At 64.1% G+C, this 18,950-nt stretch carries 16 protein-coding genes and 2 pseudogenes; 5 read left to right on the top strand and 13 right to left on the bottom strand.

What is annotated here, in order from left to right; genetic code table 11:
* Positions 1-31: 31 nt before the first annotated feature.
* The 4 genes from AC1D75_RS07310 to AC1D75_RS07295 all read right to left on the bottom strand — a co-directional run bounded on the left by AC1D75_RS07310 (position 32) and on the right by AC1D75_RS07295 (position 3,372).
* Positions 32-721: a winged helix-turn-helix domain-containing protein gene (locus tag AC1D75_RS07310; RefSeq protein ID WP_495514618.1), complete on the bottom strand. Its 690-nt coding sequence runs from the start codon at positions 719-721 to the stop codon at positions 32-34.
* The gene (locus tag AC1D75_RS07305) at positions 718-2,034 is read right to left on the bottom strand and encodes a sensor histidine kinase (RefSeq protein ID WP_495514617.1); all 1,317 of its coding nucleotides are present in this window, start codon (positions 2,032-2,034) and stop codon (positions 718-720) included. The genes AC1D75_RS07310 and AC1D75_RS07305 overlap by 4 nt, the downstream gene beginning before the upstream one ends.
* 163 nt (positions 2,035-2,197) lie before the next feature.
* On the bottom strand, positions 2,198-2,533 hold the full coding sequence (locus AC1D75_RS07300) for a GNAT family N-acetyltransferase (RefSeq protein ID WP_495514616.1): 336 nt from the start codon (positions 2,531-2,533) through the stop codon (positions 2,198-2,200).
* Positions 2,534-2,625: 92 nt separating this feature from the next.
* Positions 2,626-3,372: a phosphoglyceromutase gene (locus tag AC1D75_RS07295; RefSeq protein ID WP_495514615.1), complete on the bottom strand. Its 747-nt coding sequence runs from the start codon at positions 3,370-3,372 to the stop codon at positions 2,626-2,628.
* 53 nt (positions 3,373-3,425) lie between these two features.
* On the opposite strand from AC1D75_RS07295, the gene AC1D75_RS07290 reads away from it, so the two are divergent.
* A complete protein-coding gene (locus AC1D75_RS07290) occupies positions 3,426-4,196 on the top strand; it encodes a tyrosine-protein phosphatase (protein WP_495514614.1) in 771 nt (256 codons plus the stop codon).
* 79 nt (positions 4,197-4,275) lie between these two features.
* Positions 4,276-5,724 carry an MFS transporter gene (locus AC1D75_RS07285; RefSeq protein WP_495514613.1) on the top strand — a complete coding sequence of 483 codons (1,449 nt, stop codon included), beginning with the start codon at positions 4,276-4,278 and terminating at the stop codon, positions 5,722-5,724.
* Positions 5,725-5,817: 93 nt separating this feature from the next.
* Here the strand turns inward: AC1D75_RS07285 and AC1D75_RS07280 are convergent, their stop codons facing one another.
* The 7 genes and pseudogenes from AC1D75_RS07280 to AC1D75_RS07250 form a co-directional block, all read right to left on the bottom strand.
* Positions 5,818-7,416, bottom strand: coding sequence for an AMP-binding protein (locus tag AC1D75_RS07280; RefSeq protein WP_495514612.1), 1,599 nt, complete (start codon positions 7,414-7,416; stop codon positions 5,818-5,820).
* 78 nt (positions 7,417-7,494) lie between these two features.
* Positions 7,495-8,100 (bottom strand): type III secretion system chaperone family protein, encoded by a 606-nt coding sequence (locus AC1D75_RS07275; protein WP_495514611.1) that lies wholly within the window; start codon positions 8,098-8,100, stop codon positions 7,495-7,497.
* On the bottom strand, positions 8,097-9,473 hold the full coding sequence (gene mshA / locus AC1D75_RS07270; protein ID WP_495514610.1) for a D-inositol-3-phosphate glycosyltransferase: 1,377 nt from the start codon (positions 9,471-9,473) through the stop codon (positions 8,097-8,099). Before mshA ends, AC1D75_RS07275 begins: the two co-directional genes overlap by 4 nt.
* The gene (locus AC1D75_RS07265; protein ID WP_495514609.1) at positions 9,470-10,336 is read right to left on the bottom strand and encodes an alpha/beta fold hydrolase; all 867 of its coding nucleotides are present in this window, start codon (positions 10,334-10,336) and stop codon (positions 9,470-9,472) included. The genes mshA and AC1D75_RS07265 overlap by 4 nt, the downstream gene beginning before the upstream one ends.
* 105 nt (positions 10,337-10,441) lie before the next feature.
* Positions 10,442-10,649 (bottom strand): annotated as a pseudogene (locus AC1D75_RS07260) (low molecular weight phosphatase family protein); the annotation flags it as partial.
* 7 nt (positions 10,650-10,656) lie between these two features.
* Positions 10,657-11,754, bottom strand: a pseudogene (gene arsB / locus AC1D75_RS07255) (ACR3 family arsenite efflux transporter).
* A complete protein-coding gene (locus AC1D75_RS07250; RefSeq protein WP_495514608.1) occupies positions 11,751-12,131 on the bottom strand; it encodes an ArsR/SmtB family transcription factor in 381 nt (126 codons plus the stop codon). Before AC1D75_RS07250 ends, arsB begins: the two are co-directional and overlap by 4 nt.
* Before the next feature lie 151 nt (positions 12,132-12,282).
* Between AC1D75_RS07250 and AC1D75_RS07245 the strand changes: the two genes are divergently transcribed.
* Positions 12,283-13,266, top strand: coding sequence for a pirin family protein (locus AC1D75_RS07245; protein WP_495514607.1), 984 nt, complete (start codon positions 12,283-12,285; stop codon positions 13,264-13,266).
* Positions 13,267-13,344: 78 nt separating this feature from the next.
* The gene (locus AC1D75_RS07240; protein ID WP_495514606.1) at positions 13,345-14,655 is read left to right on the top strand and encodes an aspartate aminotransferase family protein; all 1,311 of its coding nucleotides are present in this window, start codon (positions 13,345-13,347) and stop codon (positions 14,653-14,655) included.
* Between the two features lie 178 nt (positions 14,656-14,833).
* Here the strand turns inward: AC1D75_RS07240 and AC1D75_RS07235 are convergent, their stop codons facing one another.
* Together AC1D75_RS07235 and AC1D75_RS07230 are read right to left on the bottom strand one after the other, a co-directional pair.
* Positions 14,834-16,045, bottom strand: coding sequence for an HNH endonuclease (locus AC1D75_RS07235; protein ID WP_495514605.1), 1,212 nt, complete (start codon positions 16,043-16,045; stop codon positions 14,834-14,836).
* A 302-nt stretch (positions 16,046-16,347) separates the two neighbouring features.
* On the bottom strand, positions 16,348-16,614 hold the full coding sequence (locus AC1D75_RS07230; protein ID WP_495514604.1) for a metal-sensitive transcriptional regulator: 267 nt from the start codon (positions 16,612-16,614) through the stop codon (positions 16,348-16,350).
* 165 nt (positions 16,615-16,779) lie between these two features.
* Here AC1D75_RS07230 and AC1D75_RS07225 point away from each other — a divergent pair, with 165 nt between their 5' ends.
* Positions 16,780-18,933, top strand: coding sequence for an MMPL family transporter (locus tag AC1D75_RS07225; RefSeq protein WP_495514603.1), 2,154 nt, complete (start codon positions 16,780-16,782; stop codon positions 18,931-18,933).
* The last annotated feature ends 17 nt before the right edge of the window (positions 18,934-18,950 follow it).

Genomic DNA, 18,950 nt, shown 5'->3' with positions numbered 1-18,950 from the left:
CTCTGGGCAACAGAGCCGCACCCCGGCGCGATCAGGGCTCGAACTTGTAGCCCAGGCCGCGGACGGTCACGAGGTGTTTCGGGTTACCCGGATCCGATTCGATCTTGGACCGCAACCGCTTGACGTGGACGTCAAGGGTCTTGGTGTCACCGACATAGTCGGCACCCCAGACCCGATCAATCAGCTGGCCCCTGGTCAACACCCGTCCGGCGTTGCGGAGCAGGTATTCGAGAAGGTCGAACTCCTTGAGCGGCAACGTGATCGGATTCCCGCTGGCCGACACCGTGTGCCGTTCGACGTCCATCGAGACAGGTCCGGCCTCGATCAGCCCACCGTCGAGGTCGGTGGGCTCGCCCTCGACACCGCCGCGACGCAGCACGGCCCGGATCCGGGCGATCAGTTCCCGCGCCGAATACGGCTTGGTCACATAGTCATCGGCGCCGAGTTCGAGCCCGACCACCTTGTCGATCTCGCTGTCGCGGGCGGTCACCATGATCACCGGCACCGACGACCGTGCGCGGATCGCCTTGCAGACCTCGGTACCCGAAGCGCCGGGGAGCATCACATCGAGCAGGACGATGTCCGGCCCCACCCGCTCGAACTCGGGTAGCGCACTGGCCCCGTCGGTGACGATCGTGGCTTCGAACCCTTCCTTTCGGAGCAGAAATGCAAGCGGGTCCGCCAAGGACATCTCGTCCTCGACGATCAGCACATGTGTCAAAGGCTCAGTTCTTTCTCTTCGAAGACCACGGGAGCGGCCGGTTCGGGCTTGGTGACGACGGATGTCTGCCGTCCCTCCACGAGGGACGATTCGGCGACAAACGGGATGGTGAGGGTGAACGTGGAGCCGGTACCGGGCTTGCTCCACAGGTTGATGGCACCCCCGTGATTGGAGGCGACGTGTTTGACGATCGCGAGCCCGAGGCCGGTGCCACCGGTCTTGCGGGACCGGGCCTTGTCCACCCGGAAGAAGCGTTCGAAGACCCGCTTCTGATACTCGGGTTCGATGCCGATGCCACGGTCCGTCACCGCGATCGCCACCATCTGCTGGTCCCCGACGGTCACCAGCCGGCGACTGACCGACACCGCGGTTCCGCTGGGCGAATAGGCGATGGCGTTGGCGACGAGGTTGTTCAGGGCGGTCAGCAACAGTGTGTGGTCGCCGTGGACGTGTAGCCCGGAATCGTCGTCCGCGGTCAGCCTGATGCCGGCGGCCTCGGCGTTGATCTGCGCCCGGTCCAGGACGTCGTCGATCAGCGGATCGACCTCGAGATCCTCGAGGTCGGGCAGGCGTTCGGCACCCTGCAGACGCGACAGCGCGATCAATTCGGAAACCATGTTGCCCAGACGCTGCGACTCGATGTGGACGCGCTCTGCGAAATGCTCGACCGAGTACGGGTCGTCGGACGATTCCATCAGGGCCTCTGCCAGCAGACCGATCGCGGCGACGGGCGTCTTGAGCTCATGGGACACGTTGGCCACGAAGTCGCGGCGGGTCTCCTCGACGCGAGCGTTCTCGGTGTCGTCCTGTCCGTAGACCACCGCATAGCGTTCGTGGCCGTCGGTGACCAGCCCACTGCGGCAGGACACCGCATGGACCTTGCGGCCGGGGCTGCGCCCGGTCGAGACGAAACCACCGGCACTCTGTGGCGGAACGAACCTGAACTGCTCGATTGCGCCGGTCTCCAGGGTGACCTGGGCGTGTTCCCAGACGTCGTCGTCGAGCAGATGGTCCCGGACCATCCCGAGGTAGACCGCGCGCTCGTTGAAGAAGACGACATCGCGCACCACGTCGACCACTGCCAGGCCCGTCTCACCGCCCTCGACGATGAGGTCGAGCAGGGTTGCGCGGGTCATGGGGTGACGTTCGGGCTTCGACGGCAGCGTCGTCGACTCGGGTGACGACAGGGTCTGCGAAGCGTCTGCCGGAGGCAGGTCACGCACCCTTGGTCGACGACGGCCGAAGAACCATCCGGCCGTCCCACTGATGAGAAGTGCCAGGATGGCCACTCCTGCGACAACAATTACGGTCACAGGCAAATCTTACGGGCAGCGCGACACAACACCTCTGAAGAATGCTTGGCAACTACTGCAGATAACAAGTCGTCACGCGGTTGTTGGGGCGTTGTTCATCCGAACTTCGCCGTCACGACTTTTGCACTCCCGAAATCCCCCGGCCGATACAGGTCGGGACCGTTCAGCGCGTGACCTCTGTCGCCATTGCCGCGTATTCGGGGTGCTGTTCGATGAAATAGCCGACGTAGGAACACAGCGGAACCACGTCTTTCCCGGTCTTGGCTATGTCGTCGAGAACATATTTGACCAGGTGCGCAGCGTAACCCTGGCCGCTGTACTGGTTGTGCACGACGGTATGGGTCAACACCACCTGTTCGGTTTCGTTGACATAGTCCAGGTAGCCGACGTACATGTCGTCGACGTAGATCTCATAACGTTCCTGAGGGACCGAATGCAACACGCTGATGTTGGGCGTGCGCGTATCTTCCCCGACCTCTGATGTGTTTTTGCCCACCATGGACCCAGAGTAGACCTCACTTGGAGCTCTGCGTCCCGGTTGCGATAACCGCAGGGGAATTACTCCCTGCGGTTATCGGCAAAAAGAGTTCGCTATTTGTTGCCCTGTGCGGCGACGGCGGCGGCACCGGCCTTGGCTGCCTCGGGGTCGAGGTAGTCGCCACCGGGATTGAGTGGTTTGAGGTTTTCGTCGAGGTCGTACCGCAGCGGGTTGCCGGTCGGGATGTTGACCCCGACGATGCCCTCATCGGAGATGCCGTCGAGGTACTTGACCAGGGCGCGCAGCGAGTTGCCATGCGCGGCCACGAGCACCGTCTTACCGGCCCGCAGGTCGGCGGCGATGGTCTCCTCGAAGTACGGGATGAGCCGCACCACAACGTCTTTGAGGCATTCGGTCAAAGGCACCGCGGGCAGATCCGCATACCGGACATCGCCATCCTGGCTGTACTCGGAGCCCTTTTCGATGGGCGGTGGCGGGGTGTCGTAGCTACGGCGCCAGAGCATGAACTGGTCGTCGCCGAACTTCGCCTTGGTCTCGGCCTTGTCGAGGCCCTGAAGCGCGCCGTAGTGCCGCTCGTTGAGCCGCCAGTCCCGGACAACCGGGATCCAGTGCCGGTCGGCGGTGTCGAGGGCGATCTGCGCGGTGGAGATGGCACGCCGCAGCAGCGAGGTGTACAACACGTCCGGGAGCAGGTTGTGCTCGACCAGCAACTCACCGGCGCGGACGGCCTCGGCCTCGCCCTCCTCGGTGAGCGGGACGTCGACCCAGCCGGTGAACTGGTTGGAGGCGTTCCACGTGCTCTGGCCGTGCCGCATCAGGATCAGGGTTCCGTTGCTCATGGTTCACTAGTTTTCCACAGCCTCGACACTTCGACAGTCATCACCTTGTGGCAGTGACCATTTACACTGACGCCATGCTCCCCGGCGCCTGGAACTTCCGCGATGTGTCCGACCTCAAGACCTACGAAGGGCGTTGCGTCGGTGCGGGTTTCCTGTTCCGCAGCTCCGAGCTCAGCGGCCTGGAGGACAGCGGTGTCCAAAAGCTCTCCGAGCTGGGGGTGACGGATGTGTTCGACCTTCGTGACCTGCCCGAAGCCGAGCGCAGCGGATTTGACCGGGTACCCGGCGGTGTCCAGGTGCACGCACTGCCGTTCGGGCTGAGCCGAGGCGACGGCAAGGCGCCGCACGAGATGACGTCAGCCGAATACGCGGCCGCCCGTGGTCAGTACATGCTCGATGTCTACCGGATGATGCCCGCACTACCGGGTGCGATGAGCGCCGTCAGGTCGGCCGTCAAGGTGCTCGGCGATCCCGATCGGCGCCTCCTGACCCACTGTGCGGCCGGCAAAGATCGCACCGGGTGGGTCACCGCCGTCGTCCTCGACGCCCTGGGCGTGCGCCGCGACGAGATCTACACCGACTACCTGGCCAGCAACAACGATGTCGAGGCCCTCCGCGCACACTTGATGCGGGTGTACGGCGCCGACGCCAAGGACGGCGAGCCTTTCGAGATCTCCGCCGACCTGCTCGGTGTACGCGAGGAGTTCCTGGACACCGCGTATGGGGCGATGACCGACGAGTTCGGATCGTTCGCCGACTATCTGGCGGCGTGCCAGGTGAGCGACGCCGAGGTCGAGGCGCTTCGGGACCGCTTGCTGGTCTGAGCTCGACCCCCGTCACCCCGGTGATCAGACTCACTGTCTGACTTGTTTGTAGCTCCCACATGCATGCATGATGCAAGTAATGAACACAAGAGACAGCAAGCCGGTTGAACCGCGGGTCCTCATCGCGGTGTTGTGCTTCGGCGGCTTGCTCGCGTCGTTCATGCAAACCCTGGTCGTACCGATTGTCGGCCGGCTCCCGGGATATCTCGACACGAGTCCCGACAATGCCTCCTGGGTCATCACGTCCACCCTGCTGACCGCCGCGGTTGCGATGCCGATCGCCGGGCGCCTGGCCGACATGTTCGGCAAGCGGCGGGTGATCCTCTTCTGCATCGGCGCGATGGTCGCCGGTTCAGCGGTCTGTGCGGCGACGAGCATGGTGCTCCCGATGATCATCGGCCGCGGATTGCAGGGACTGGCCATGGGCATCATCCCCTGTGGCATCAGCCTGCTCCGCGAAAAGCTGGCGCCCGCACGGATTCCCGGTGCAATCGCAACGATGTCCGCCACCCTCGGCGTCGGTGGCGCGATCGGGATGCCGGTGGCCGCCTGGATCACCCAGACCTTCGACTGGCATGTCCTGTTCTGGACCTCCGGAGCACTTGCGATCATCACCTTCATCCTCGTCTTCGTGTTCGTCGGAGAATCCGAGACCCGCTCCCCCGGAACGTTCGACGTCATCGGCGCCCTGGGACTCACCATCGCCATGGTCAGCCTGTTGCTCGCCGTGTCGAAGGGTTCGACCTGGGGATGGACCAGCGGACTGACGCTGGGTCTGACCGCCGCGGGCGTGGTTGTGCTGGCGGTGTGGGGCTGGTTCGAGCTGCGCACGAAATCGCCACTGGTCGACCTACGGGTCTCCGCTCAGCCGGTCATCGCGGTCACCAACGCCGCGTCGGTGCTCTTCGGTTTCTCCCTGATGGCGATCGGCCTGGCAGCGCCGCAGTTGCTGCAGATCCCGCACATTCCGGGACTGACCGACTACGGCATGGGCCAGTCCCTGATCGCCACCGGTCTGATCCTCGCGCCTGGTGGTCTGATGATGATGTTCCTGTCGCCGGTGTCAGCCCGGTTGAACATCAACATCGGCCCCAAGTTCACCCTGCTCATCGGCGCCCTGTTCATCACGCTCGGCTACGTGATGTCTGTCTTCCTCATGTTCGAGCCCTGGCAGATCCTGGTGTGCAATCTGGTGGTCAGCACCGGCGTCGGGATCGGATACTCGGCAATGCCCGCGTTGATCATGTCGGCCGCACCCCTGCATCAGATGGCTGCGGCCAACAGCCTGAACTCGCTGATGCGCTCGATCGGAACCGCGATCGCGTCGGCGTTGCTGGCGACCATGCTCACGACGTCGACGGTCGACATCGGAATCGGCTTCCCGGTACCTGCCGAGTCTGCATTCCGACTGGTCTTCATCGTCGGAAGTGCCGCGGCACTGCTCGCGGCCGTGCTCGCGCTGTGCATCCCGTACACGTTCACACGTCAGAACGTCGTCGAATCGGTCGTGGCAAAGGAAAGGGTCTAGCCGACCGACCCCCACCGCAAACGCTCCGGATATACGAAGACGCTCCACAAATTTGTGGAGCGTCTTCGTATTGGTGGAGCGTTTCGTGAAGGTCTACTTGCGGAGATCCTTACGCAGGATCTTGCCTGCCGCGCTCTTCGGGATCGACTCGATGAACTCGACGGCACGCACCTTCTTGTGTGGAGCCACCTGCGATCCCACGAACTCGATGATCTGGTCACCGGTGAGATCGCTGCCCTCGCGCTTGACGACGAACGCCTTGGGGATCTCTTCGCCGCTCTCGGGCTCGATGACACCGATGACCGCGACATCGACGACGTCGGGGTGGGTCAGCAGCAGAGCTTCGAGTTCGGCGGGCGGCACCTGGTAGCCCTTGTACTTGATCAGTTCTTTGAGCCGGTCGACGATGTAGACGAATCCGTTGGAGTCGACGACGGCCATGTCGCCGGTGTGCAGGAACCCGTCGGCGTCGATGGTCTCCGCGGTCGCGGCATCGTTGTTCAGATAACCGACCATCACGTTGGGACCGGCCACCCACAGTTCACCGGGTTCGCTGACACCCTCGGCAGGGATGTCGATGTCCTCGCCGGTCACCGGATCGACGATCTTGTTGACCGTGTTGGGGACGGGCCAGCCACACGAGTTGAGCGGCGCCTGTGGGCCCTCGGTTTCGCCGGCCGGAATGACGTGGCTGACCGGGCTGAGCTCACTCATGCCGTAGCCCTGGATCACCTGTGTGCCAAGACGTTTGGCGACCGCCTTGCCGAGATGCTCGTCCAGCGGCGCAGCACCCGACATGATGGTGTCGATCGACGAGAGGTCGTATTCGTCGACCATCGGATGCTTGGCCAGTGCAACGGCCACCGGCGGTGCGATGAACACGTAGCTGCACTTGTAATTCTGGATCGACGCCAGGAACTGTTCGAGATCGAAGCGCGCCATCACAACGAGTTTCGCTCGATTGAGCAGAGCGGCGTTGAGCAACACCGTCATTCCGTAGATGTGGAAGAACGGCAGCACCGCCAGGACGGCGTCGCTGGCCTTCATCTTGAGCAACGGCTGGATCTGCTGGACGTTGGCGACAAGGTTGCGGTGCGTGAGCATCACACCCTTGGGATTGCCGGTCGTGCCGGAGCTGTACGGCAACACCGCAAGATGCGTGGCCGGATCGAAGTCGACATCAGGCGCAGGCAGCCCAGCTCCCAGCAAGTCGATCGCGTTGGGATTCGGGCCGGCTTTCTCACCGGGACCGTTGAGAACGATCACCGCGCTCTCGGGCAGGCCGACCTCGGCAGCGGCGGCCTTGGCCTGCTCTTCGAGCTGCGTGATGGTGATCAGCATCTTCGCGCCCGAGTCCTTGAGCTGCTTGACGATGTCCGAGGCGGTGAACAGGGCGTTGACGGTGGTCGCGGTGGCGCCGGAACGCAGGATCCCGTGGAAGACAAAGGCAAACGCCGAGGTGTTGGCCGAGTGCAAGGCGACCACGTCACCGACACCGATACCGCGAGCCGCGAGCGCTCCGGCGAATCCGTCGATGCGGGCGATCAATTCGCGGTAGGTGATGCCCTCGGTGGCACCGGCATCGATCGCAGCAACCCGATCGAGGTCCTCTTCGCGGATCGACCCGAACAGCGTGTCGTAGACCGACGTATCCGAGATCTCGACAGGGGGATAAGGGCTTTTGAAACTCATGATCTGTGAGACCTCCGCAGTGTGTTACCCGGCGCAGTGTGTGTTACCTGGCGCTGAACAACCTACCAATGATTCTTGTTAGCCTTCGACGGATCCGAATAGTTCCGGGTCCCTGGGTTCTGCGACAATCGCCGGATCCTGGCCTCCACCGGTGGCGCCATCGGCCAGGTCCTCTTCCCGGATGAGGTGTTCGAAGGCCTCCAGATTCTTGAGCGACTCACCTCGCGAGACGCGCCACGCCCACTCACGCCGGATCGAGGTGATGAACCCGATTTCCAGCAGCACGTTGAAATCCCCGTCGGCGGCCTCGAGTGCCTGCCCGAGCAGCCGGTCCAATTCGTCCGCCGTGATCGACTCTGCCGAGTGTCGGCCAACCAGATAGATGTCGCCTGCGTTGTCCAGGGTGTATGCCATGCCGTACAGGCGGCGGTTGCGCTTGAGCATCCACCGGTAGACACCTTCATGGTTCTCGTCGGGCTTTCGGCAGACGAACGCCTCCAACCGCATGCCGTGCGACCCGGTCGTCAGGAGGACCGTGGTCTTGAGCTTCTTCTCCCCCGGCAGTTCGACCACAAAATGGTCAGCACCGCTGCCACCGGAATCCTTACGGCCATATGTCAATTCACGGCTCTTGAGAAAGTCTTCGACAATCAGACTCAGGTCAGCGGTGACATTTGAGGTCATGCGCGCACTCCATTTCGTCGTCCGGAAAAACGGCGGGCAATCCGGGAAAGCGGCCGGGTGTCGGTTTCTGCGACATCCGCGCTGCCCTGCGGCGCCAACGGGTATCGCCCACGAAAGGTACCGATGGCCCGGCTGTAGCTGTCGAGTAGCTGATCTGCGGTGTGATCCCAGGAGAAGTTCTGTGCGTGGACACGGGCGGCTGCGCCCATCTGGGTCAGCAATTCCGGATCATCGAGCAGTCGCCCGAGTTCGGCGCTCCAGTGGTCGACATCGTGCCCGGACACCAGCACTCCGGTGACCCCGTCGTCGACCGCGACTCCCAGACCACCGACGTCGGCGGCGATGACCGGCACACCGACCGCCTGCGCCTCGATGGCAACAAGACCGAAGCTCTCCGAATAACTCGGCACCGCAACCAGATCCGATGCCCGGTACACCCCGGCAAGCCGCTCCGGCGACTGCGGCGGGATGAAGGTCACCGACGATTCCACACCCAGCTCACGAGCCAATTCGATGAGTGAGGTCGGGCGCTGCAGTCCCGAACCCGACGGCCCTCCGGCGATCAGGACCCGGAGTTTGCGGCCTCCGGCCAGACCCCGACGGATCAGCGGCGCCGCCGCCCGCACCAGGATGTCCGGCGCCTTGAGGGGCTGGATCCTGCCGACGAACGTCACGACGACTTCGTCGGGGTCGATGTCGAGGGACAACCTGGCCTCGGTCTTCGATCCCGGCGTATAACAGTCGAGATCCGCTCCGGGTGTCACCACATCGATGCGCGACCGATCTGCATGGTGGATCGAAACAAGTTGCTGCGCTTCGGTTTCGGTGTTGACGATCAATCGATCGGCCTCGTCGACCACCTGCTGCTCGCCGATCTGACGCATCGGCGGCTCGGGGATGTCCCCGTCGGCGAGGGAAGCATTCTTCACGGCTGCGAGCGTGTGTGCGGTGTGGACCAGCGGCACCGCCCACCGGTCGCGGGCCAGCCAGCCCACCTGCCCCGACAGCCAGTAGTGCGAATGCACCAGGTCGTAGTATCCGGCCGGACGTCCGGCCTCGGCACGGAGCACCCCGGCGGTGAAAGCACACAGCTGAGTGGGCAGATCTCGCTTGTCGAGACCTTCGAACGGCCCGGCCACCACGTTGCGGACGACCACCCCCGGCGCTGCATGCACCATCGGCTCATCCGTCGAAGATGTTGCACGCGTGAATATCTCGACCTCGACGCCGCGTTGCGCAAGACGTTTCGCGGTCTGCCAGACGTACACGTTCATCCCGCCTGCGTCGCCGACGCCGGGCTGGGCCAGCGGCGAGGTGTGCACGGAGATCAGCGCCACCCGGTGCGGAACCGGTAAGCCGGTGCCGGCGTTCACCGGAGCGCTCCTACGGTGGCGGTGACGAACTCGCGCACCTGCGCGGCGAACCGGGTCGGGTCTTCGACAAAGGGCGCGTGCCGCGCGCCGTCCCAGTATCGGGAGATTGCGCCGGGCACCAGGGTTTCGACGTGCTGCGCGCAGGAGATGTCGACCACCGGGTCGGCGGTGCCGTGGATGACCAGCACCTGACCGTCGAAATCGGCGATCACGTCGTCGTAGGAGGCCCCGCGTCCGAACAGTCCGGCCCGGACCGTCGGCGGAACGGTCAGCGACGTCCCGAGGAACTGTTGCGCAAGAGCACCCTGCTCCGCCGGGACCAGTGCGTCGACGAAGGACAGCAGAGCCGCGGTGGCCACGGCGGGATCCTCCGAGTAACCGGCGGGCAGGGCAGCGCGCATCGCGGGCCCGACCCGGCCACCGGCTTCGCCGCGTCCCATCGAGGTGATCGCACCGACCAGGATCAGTCCGGCCGGATTCGGCGCCGCAGAATCCGTATCGGCGCGATACTTCAGGTAGTCGCCGACCACCAGCCCGCCGTATGACCAGCCGAGCAGGAAGACCTGTTGTTCGCCGGTCACCTCGGCATCGAGCACCGCGGCGATGTCGCCGCCGAAGTCCTCGGCGCTCAGGTGGTCACCGGCGGGCACCGAGGAATCTCCGTGGCCTCGCAGGTCGATCGCGATGACCCGGAAGTCCTGCGACAGGTCGTCGACCAGCGCTTCGCCCCACGATCGCGACGATTGCGCCCAGCCGTGGATCAGCACCACCACCGGGGCAGTGTCATTGCCAGAGGAACCGGCCGTGCGGTAGCTGATCTGCGTGCCGTCGCCTGCCAGGACCCGGCCCGTGGAAGTACCCATGTGTCCACACTAATCGTGTGGGCCGGACAAGGTTCCGCCCGCCGACGCGCTCCCGGTTCGTCCGGCCGTCCACGCAGCAGGGTTCGCCCCGGCAGGCCGTTCGGCCTACGAGGTGGGTTCGACCCGACCAGCTGAGTTCGGCGCCTTCGAACTGAGTTCAACCAGGAGGGCTTCGACCTTCGCCCTGATCTCGTCGCGGATCGGGCGGACGGCCTCGGCGCCCTGCCCGGCCGGATCGTCGAGGACCCAGTCGCGGTAGATCGTGCCCGGGGAAGATCGGGCACGTGTCACCGCAGCCCATCGTGATCACCAGTCGGCATTCAATGGCCTTTCATTTGTGGGTCTGCAGAGAAGGTGGATGCGAAGCGCTTTCGCAGGGCCAGTGAGACGTAGACCAGGCCGACGAGCACCGGGACCTCGATCAACGGCCCGACAACACCGGCGAGCGCCTGCCCGGAGCTCGCGCCGTACGTGGCGATCGCAACGGCGATGGCGAGCTCGAAATTGTTGCCCGCCGCGGTGAACGCCAGTGTCGTGGTCCGCTCCTAGCCCATCCCGGCGACCGCCCCGAGTAGAAATCCGCCGCCCCACATGATCGCGAAGTAGACGAGGAGCGGGATTGCGATGCGGACGACGTCGACCGGTTTCGAGGTGATCTGCTCACCCTGCAGCGCAAAGAGGATCACGATCGTGAACAGCAGCCCGTACAGCGCCCACGGCCCGATGCGCGGCAGGAACTTCGATTCGTACCAGTCGCGCCCCTTGGCCTTCTCGCCGTAGCGGCGCGTGAGGAATCCCGCCAGCAGTGGGACGCCGAGGAAGATCAGCACCGACTTGGCAATCTGCCACGGCGAGGTGTCGATGGTGGTCTGCTCCAGATCCAGCCAACCCGGCAGCACCGACAGATAGAACCAACCGAGCACTGCGAACATGATCACCTGGAAGACCGAATTGATCGCGACCAGAACCGCGGCGGCTTCCCGGTCGCCGCAGGCGAGGTCGTTCCAGATGATGACCATCGCGATGCAGCGGGCCAGGCCGACGATGATCAGCCCGGTCCGGTATTCGGGCAGGTCCGACAGGAAGATCCAGGCCAGCGCGAACATCAGGGCCGGGCCGAGCACCCAGTTCAACGCCAGCGAGCCGAGGAGGAGTTTGCGGTCGCCGGTGACCGAATCGAGGCGGTCGTAGCGGACTTTCGCGAGGACCGGATACATCATGATCAGCAGCCCCAGGGCGATCGGCAGAGAGATGCCGTCGATTTCCACCGCGCCGAGCACGTCACCGAGACCAGGGATCACCCGGCCGAGCAGCAGTCCGGCAACCATCGCGACGCCGATCCACACCGGCAGGTAGCGGTCGAGGGTCGAGAGCTTGCCGACGACGGCGGCCGGTTGCGCGGTCCGGGTCTCGCTCATGCCGTGACCTCTGCGCACACCGATGACGGCAGCGCGGGTTCGACGTCGGTGAGCAGGACCGAGGAAAGTTGCGACAGCGCCGAGGGGATCACCCGGTAGTACACCCAGGTCCCGCGCCGCTCGCAGTCGAGAAGCCCCGCCTCGCGAAGCACCTTCAGGTGATGCGAGATGGTCGGCTGCGACAGTTCGAAGGATCCGGAGATGTCACAGACGCAGGCCTCTCCCCCGGCGTGGGAAGCGATCAGCGACAGCAGCCTCAAGCGCACCGGATCACCGAGCGCCTTGAACACCCGGGCGAGGTCGGTGGCCCAGTCCTCGGTGAGCGGCTCCCGCACCAGCGGCGAGCAGGCTCCATCCAGCGACCCTTGATTCGACATATGTCGATATTGACAGACATCGAATCAGTATGGAAGTGGACGTCGGGTTGATGATGTTGCCGAGAACGGCATACCGCACACTCGGGAATGAAACGGACCGAAGTCCGGTTATATCGTGCGTACCGTCCCACCTGCTTCGAAGGAGCCAGCCATGCCAGCCGTGACCGCAGATACCTTGACCCTGCCCCGCATCGCCGGCCCCACCGCCGCCGACACCGACCGTCCGGTTCGGTCGGTGACCACCGGACCCCGCGGATACGAAGGCGAGGGGTTTCCCGTCGTCCGGGCGTTTGCCGGCGCATCGAAGACCGACCTCGATCCGTTTGTGCACATGGACCAGATGGGTGAGGTCGAGTACCAGCCCGGTGAACCCCGCGGCACCAACTGGCATCCCCACCGCGGTTTCGAGACCGTGACCTACATGATCGACGGACGTTTCCAGCACCAGGATTCGCACGGCGGCGGCGGTTTGATCTCGGACGGCGCCACCCAGTGGATGACTGCCGGTTCGGGCATCTTGCACATCGAGACCCCACCGGCACAGCTGGTGGAAAGTGGAGGTCTGTTCCATGGTGTCCAGCTCTGGGTGAACCTGCCTGCGGCCGAGAAGATGTCCGACCCCGGTTACCAGTCCATCGAAGGCAAGCAGGCAACCCTGCTCAGCTCTGCCGACGGCGGCGCGCTCGTGCGCATCATCGCCGGTGACATCGACGGGCATCGGGGACCCGGCTCCACCCGCACTCCGATCACCCTGGCCCACGCCACAATCGAACCGGGTGCAGAGCTCGACCTGCCGTGGAACCGCGACTTCAACGCGCTGGTGTACGTGCTGTCCGGGCGTGGCACCGTGGGCCCGGTCGGCAACCCGATCCAGCAGGGTCAACTGGCCGTCCTCGGTCCCGGCGACCGGATTTCCATCTCCGCAGCGGCACATCAGGATTCGAATCGGCCCGCACTGGAGGTGCTGTTGCTCGGCGGACGTCCGATCCGTGAACCGGTGTTCCAATACGGGCCGTTCGTGATGAACACCAAGGCGCAGCTGATCGAGGCGATGGACGACTTCAACGCCGGCAAGTTCGGTCAGATCCCACCCGGCGCACTGATGCCGCACACATCGGTCAGCCAACAGAACTGACGCCTGAATGAGATCGTGGAACCCGAACCCGGGTTCCACGATCTTGTGCCGTGACCAGGCACCAGGAAGGACGTCACCGTGAACGACTCGGCATTCTGGCCGGCGGTCGACAAGCACCTCATCCGTTACGGAGGGGCCTTCACGCCGCGGATCATCGAGCGCGCCAGCGGCAGCTACGTCTACGACAGCGACGGCAACGCCATCCTCGACTTCACCTCCGGCCAGATGAGTTCTGTTCTGGGACATTGCCACCCAGAGATCGCGGCAACAGTCGCCTCTGCGATGACCGGCCTCGATCACCTGTTCAGTGGCATGCTCAGTCGCCCGGTGGTCGACTTCGCACAAGCCCTGTCCGCCACACTCCCGACCGGCCTGGACAAGGTGATGCTCCTGTCGACCGGCGCCGAATCGAACGAGGCGGCCCTGAAGATCGCCAAGCTCTACACCGGCAACTACGAGATCGTCTCGTTCGACCGGTCCTGGCACGGGATGACTTCCGGCGCGGCCGCGGCCACCTACTCGGCGGGCCGTAAGGGCTACGGACCCCCGGTGCCCGGTAACTTCACCCTGCCGACACCGAACGCATACCGATCGGTATTCCGCACGCCGTCCGGCGACCACGACTGGCAGGCCGAGCTCGACTACGGCTTCTCCCTCATCGACCAACAGTCGACCGGCAGCCTCGCCGCCTGCATCGTCGAACCCATCGTCTCCTCCGGCGGACTCATCGACCTGCCGGTTGGGTACCTCGCCGCGCTGAAGACCAAATGCGTTGAGCGGGGCATGCTCCTCATTGCAGACGAGGCGCAGACCGGACTCGGTCGCACCGGCACGATGTACGCCTTCGAACGCGACGGGGCCGTCCCCGACATCCTGACGCTGTCGAAGACTCTCGGGGCCGGACTTCCGGTGGCAGCGGTGGTCACCTCCGAGGAGGTCGAATCCCGTTGCCACGAGCGCGGATTCCTCTTCTTCACCACCCATGTATCCGATCCCCTGGCCGCTGCGGTCGCGGGCACGGTCCTGAACATCGTGATCCGCGACGACCTGGTCGCCCGAGCCGAAACCGCAGGCAAGCGCCTGCGCGATCAGCTCCTGGAACTGCAGTCGCGCCACGAGGTCATCGGCGACGTCCGCGGTCGAGGCTTGTTCTGCGGCATAGAACTGGTCGCCGACCGTGAAACCAAGGCGCCCGCAGAACAATTGGGACAAGCGGTCACCGACGCCTGCCTCGCACACGGGCTGCACATGAACATCGTCCAGCTCCCCGGCATGGGTGGCATCTTCCGACTTGCGCCACCGCTGACCATCAGCGACAGCGACCTCGACCGCGGAATCGACATCCTCGACACCGCGCTCACCGAGGCCACCCGCTCACGGGCGTGGTGAGCAACACGCCGACACGCGATATGGACAAACTGCGGGTTCTTTGCGGCGCTGCCGCCCGTCCCGCCATTCGGCTGGGACGGGCGACAGCACCACATGCTTTCACTCTATGGAGTTGTCAATTTGCGTGCGCGGTCCCGACGAGAGCTCGGGTGCGCCAAGGGAAGTCAGTAGTGTCAGATCAGGCTGCGAGAGTGAGTGTTCGCCGATTGTAGGCCGGCAGCGGTTTTCGTTGTGGGTCGATGTCGGCGGGCGGGATCAGCCACGGGTGTCCGTCGGAGCCCATGATCACGTCCCAGTCGGTGTTGTGAACCGCCATATGGCAAGTGCGGCACAACAAACACCCATTCTCCAACGTCGTGAGACCACCGTCGACAAAGTGCACGATGTGGTGACAGTCCGACCAGGTCGCTTTCGCCCCACATTTCACGCAGCAGACGTCGCGGATGATGATCGCCTTACGGACGAGCCCTTTGAACAGCCGTTTCGGTGGACTCAAATCAACCGGGACTTCCTGTCCGTCCAGGGTGATCGAAGTGATCGACGAATCACACGCCAACATCGCGGCAGTCGCTTCGGTGACCGGCCCCATCCAGGGCAGTGATGCAGCCTCGGGATGATCAGCAGGAACGGTCACCATTACCTCGGTCCGCGGCGCCGACACCAACATTTGTCCGCCACCACCGCAATCCAAGAGTTGATGCAACGCGTCAGCTCGACGCTGGGCTGGGGAACGCGGATCATCGGATCCGTCGGGTTCAGGACGCGCCCTGCTCCAGAAGTCCAACGCGGAGAACAACTTTTCCCCGATCACCGCATCAACATCGAACGTGCCGACACAACGACCCTCGTGAACTTTGTATTCGAGACTGTTCAGCGACCGGTCCTCCGCCGGCGGCGGACCACCCGTGTCTTTCGCCACCTCGTTCCCCAGCGCTCGGGCCGCCGCGCCGATCTCAGCTGGCGCGGCTCCGGAAATAGCGTGACTCAACAGTTTCCGCTCAAAGCCAACCTGCTGCTCGGACGTCACAGCCTCTGCGGACCGGCCAACAATATGCGCAACCCCTTTGACCACCGCGTCCACATGTTCGGAGGACAGGAACCCGTCCCGCGAATACCCGGCGGTACGATCCAGACCCGTCAAGCCTGCGCTGATACGTAACCAGCGGTACGCCGATACTGGCGCTGCGCCGTTGGCCTGCAACAACTTTGATGTGGTCGAGCCGGCCTTGCGCGCCATCCCCGACTCGTCGATCACCGCAGCGCACACCGCGAGCTGATGCTCGGCCGCATTGCGCAGGGTGATCAGCTCTCTTGTCATACCCAGTACCACGTGGGGATCATCGGGTAAGACCAGGTCAACCAGGGAATCCACCGTATCGAGAAGCCGCACCGCCAAACACCTCCAGAGCACGAAGCAACAGGAAAGTTGATCAGCTTCTAGCGGAAAGGTTACTTACTCGACGCCTCGTAGTCTCCGTGATCAACAACTAACTCCAGCCTACCGACTCGAACATGCGTTCGCAAGGGCAGATTTTCACCAATTGCGCTTTGCTACAACATCTTTCAGTAGTAATGCAAAGAAACTCATGGGGAATGTCGACTCCCGTCATGCAGGTTAACAGCCTGGTGCGACACCCCCCAGGGTGATCAGTTGACGTGGTTCCCTGCAGACCCGCCCTCTGCGACCAATCCTTACGCCAGCGCCAGGAAGAGTTTCTCGAGTTCGGCTTCGGTGAGTGGCGCCTGGTTGCCGTCCGCGCCATTGATGCACTGCCGCATCCCGGAAGCGACGATCTTGAAGCCGGCGCGATCGAGTGCGCGGGAGACCGCAGCGAGTTGGATGACCACGTCTTTGCAGTCACGCCCGGCCTCGATCATGGTGATCACTCCGGCCAATTGACCCTGTGCCCTGCGTAGACGGTTCAGCACCGCCGACATCGTTTCTTCGTCACCGATCACTTTTGACAAGCCTTTCGTCTGGTTGCCCCACCACACGATACCCCAGGGGGTACGGCTCCGAGGCGGATGCGTACTTGACCAAGCATACCCCCATGGGTATGTTCGAGCGCAGTCCAGCAATACCCATGGGGGTATGCAATCCGGACCCAAAGGAGTTCTCGCACCATGACCGGCACCACCCCGACCGAAACCAAGCCCGACTCCCCACCGACCCGGCCCTCCGGCGTCCTGGGGCGCTGGGGCGCGGCGATGGCGGGGCACTCCCGCATGGTCTTCGGCGTCTGGCTCCTGGTGTTGATCGGACTGGGCGTGGCAGCTCCGTCGGTGTTCTCGTCTTTGGCCGGTGCGGGGTGGCAGGCCAATGGATCGGAGTCGGTGCAGGTGCGCGAGTTGGCGCAGCAGCATTTCGGTGGGAATTCCTCGGCCGCGGTCCAGGTGGTTGTCCACTCTGACACCGACACCGTGACGAGCCCGGCCATGCAAAAGGTGATCTCCGAGGCGACCGCGGTCTTCGACGGCGACTCCCGGTTCGGCGAGATCATCCCGCCTGCGCCGGGCATGACGATCAGCCCGGATCAGCACACCGGCATCGTGATCGCCGGCGCGAACGCGGACACCGACGACATGGTCCGGGCAGTCGATGACGTCAAGGAAGAACTCACCGGGCTGTCTACCGACGGCGTCGAGGTGTATCCGACCGGTGCCTCCGCGCTGTGGAGCGACTTCAACAAGGCCAATCACGACGCCATGATCAAAGCCGAACTGTTCTCGTGGCCGGTAACGCTGGCCATCATGGTCCTGGCGTTCGGCTCACTGGTGGCGGCGGGGTTGCCCTTGCTGTTGACCATCGCAGGCCTGGTCGCTTCGGCCGGAGGGTTGGTCCTGCTCAACCAGATCACCCCGATCTCGGTGTGGGCCATGAACTTTGCGATGATGTTCGCTCTGGCGCTGGGTATCGATTATGCCCTGTTCATCGTGTCCCGGTTCCGTGATGCCCTCAAAAATCACACGAATATAGCGCAGGCAGTCGCCGAAACCATGGCCACCGCGGGCAAAGCTGTTGTCCTATCAGGTATCACCGTTCTGGTGAGCTTGTCCGCGGTGCTGCTCGTTCCGGCACCGGCGGTACGGACGATGGCCATCGGGATCGTGCTCGCGGTGGCGTTTGTCCTCGCGGCCACGCTGACGTTGCTCCCAGCAACCCTGGGTGCACTCGGAGCGAAAGTGAATGCCGCGTCCCTGCCGTATGCCAAACGCCAGCAACATCGTTCACCACTGTTCGCACGCTGGGGCAAGACCTTGCACAACCACCCCTGGCCTTTTGCCCTCGGATCACTGATCGTGCTGATCGCACTGGCGATCCCGGTGATCGGACTGAAGGTCGCCATGCCATCGATCTCCGTGGTGCCCGGGGATGCGCCCGTGCGACAGGGCTATGAACTGGTCCAACAGCAAATGGGCGAGGGAGCCCCTGGCATGCTGCAGATCGTCGCCCCGACGGCGGATGGACCGCAGGTTGCCGCGGCCGCGGCGGCAACAGCCGGTATCGAGATGGTCACTCCACCGCAACCCGCCGCCGACGGTTCTGACCACGTGATGCTGCAGGCACTGCCCTCGGTGGATCCCTCCGATGCAGCGCTGGGCACCATCGTGGACGATCTCCGCGACGCCCTACCCGCAGATGCCTTGGTCGGCGGCGCGCCGGCCGAGAATCTGGATCTGCAACAGGCTCTGAACGACTACTTCCCGCTGATCGTCGCCGTCATCCTGATCCTGGGTTTTGTGCTGCTGCTTGTTGCATTGCAGGCCCCGCTCATCGCCTTGATCGGCACCCTCGTCAGTCTCCTGTCGACGGCCGCTGCGTTCGGGGTCGCGAAACTGATCTTCCAGGACGGCCACCTGTCCGGGTTGCTCGGATTCACCGCGCAAGGCTTTCTCGACGGCTGGGGACCGGTGTTCTTCTTCGCCATGATCTTCGCCATCGCCATGGACTACACCGTCTTCCTGCTCGCCACGGCCAAAGAACACTACGAACGGACCGGGGACCCCGACACCGCACAAATCGACGGGATGGCCCACTCCGGGCGCATCATCTTCGCCGCAGCGGCGGTCATGGTCGCCGTGTTCTTCACATTCGCGTTCGCGGAGCCATTGCCTCCCAAAGAAATGGGGATCATCCTCGGAGTAGCGGTACTTCTCGACGCGGTCCTGATCAGGTTGATGCTGCTGCCGGCCCTGCTCCGGCTGACCGGACGGGCGGCGTGGTGGTCACCGACCTGGCTGCGGCGCATCCTGCCCTCAATGTCGTTCTCCCACTGAGCGAATAGAAAGGATTC

The organism is Williamsia sp. Y712, assembly GCF_059445525.1.
The sequence above is the reverse complement of the archived record's forward strand: the minus strand, read 5'-3'. Positions and strand labels throughout refer to the sequence as shown.

Excerpts from the sequence above, each read along its gene's own strand:
- AC1D75_RS07300 (WP_495514616.1), bottom strand. The coding sequence starts at position 2,533 with ATGGTGGGCAAAAACACATCAGAGGTCGGGGAAGATACGCGCACGCCC.
- AC1D75_RS07295 (WP_495514615.1), bottom strand. The coding sequence starts at position 3,372 with ATGAGCAACGGAACCCTGATCCTGATGCGGCACGGCCAGAGCACGTGG.
- AC1D75_RS07285 (WP_495514613.1), top strand. The coding sequence starts at position 4,276 with ATGAACACAAGAGACAGCAAGCCGGTTGAACCGCGGGTCCTCATCGCG.
- AC1D75_RS07280 (WP_495514612.1), bottom strand. The coding sequence starts at position 7,416 with ATGAGTTTCAAAAGCCCTTATCCCCCTGTCGAGATCTCGGATACGTCG.
- AC1D75_RS07275 (WP_495514611.1), bottom strand. The coding sequence starts at position 8,100 with ATGACCTCAAATGTCACCGCTGACCTGAGTCTGATTGTCGAAGACTTT.
- AC1D75_RS07265 (WP_495514609.1), bottom strand. The coding sequence starts at position 10,336 with ATGGGTACTTCCACGGGCCGGGTCCTGGCAGGCGACGGCACGCAGATC.
- AC1D75_RS07250 (WP_495514608.1), bottom strand. The coding sequence starts at position 12,131 with ATGTCGAATCAAGGGTCGCTGGATGGAGCCTGCTCGCCGCTGGTGCGG.
- AC1D75_RS07245 (WP_495514607.1), top strand. The coding sequence starts at position 12,283 with ATGCCAGCCGTGACCGCAGATACCTTGACCCTGCCCCGCATCGCCGGC.
- AC1D75_RS07225 (WP_495514603.1), top strand. The coding sequence starts at position 16,780 with ATGACCGGCACCACCCCGACCGAAACCAAGCCCGACTCCCCACCGACC.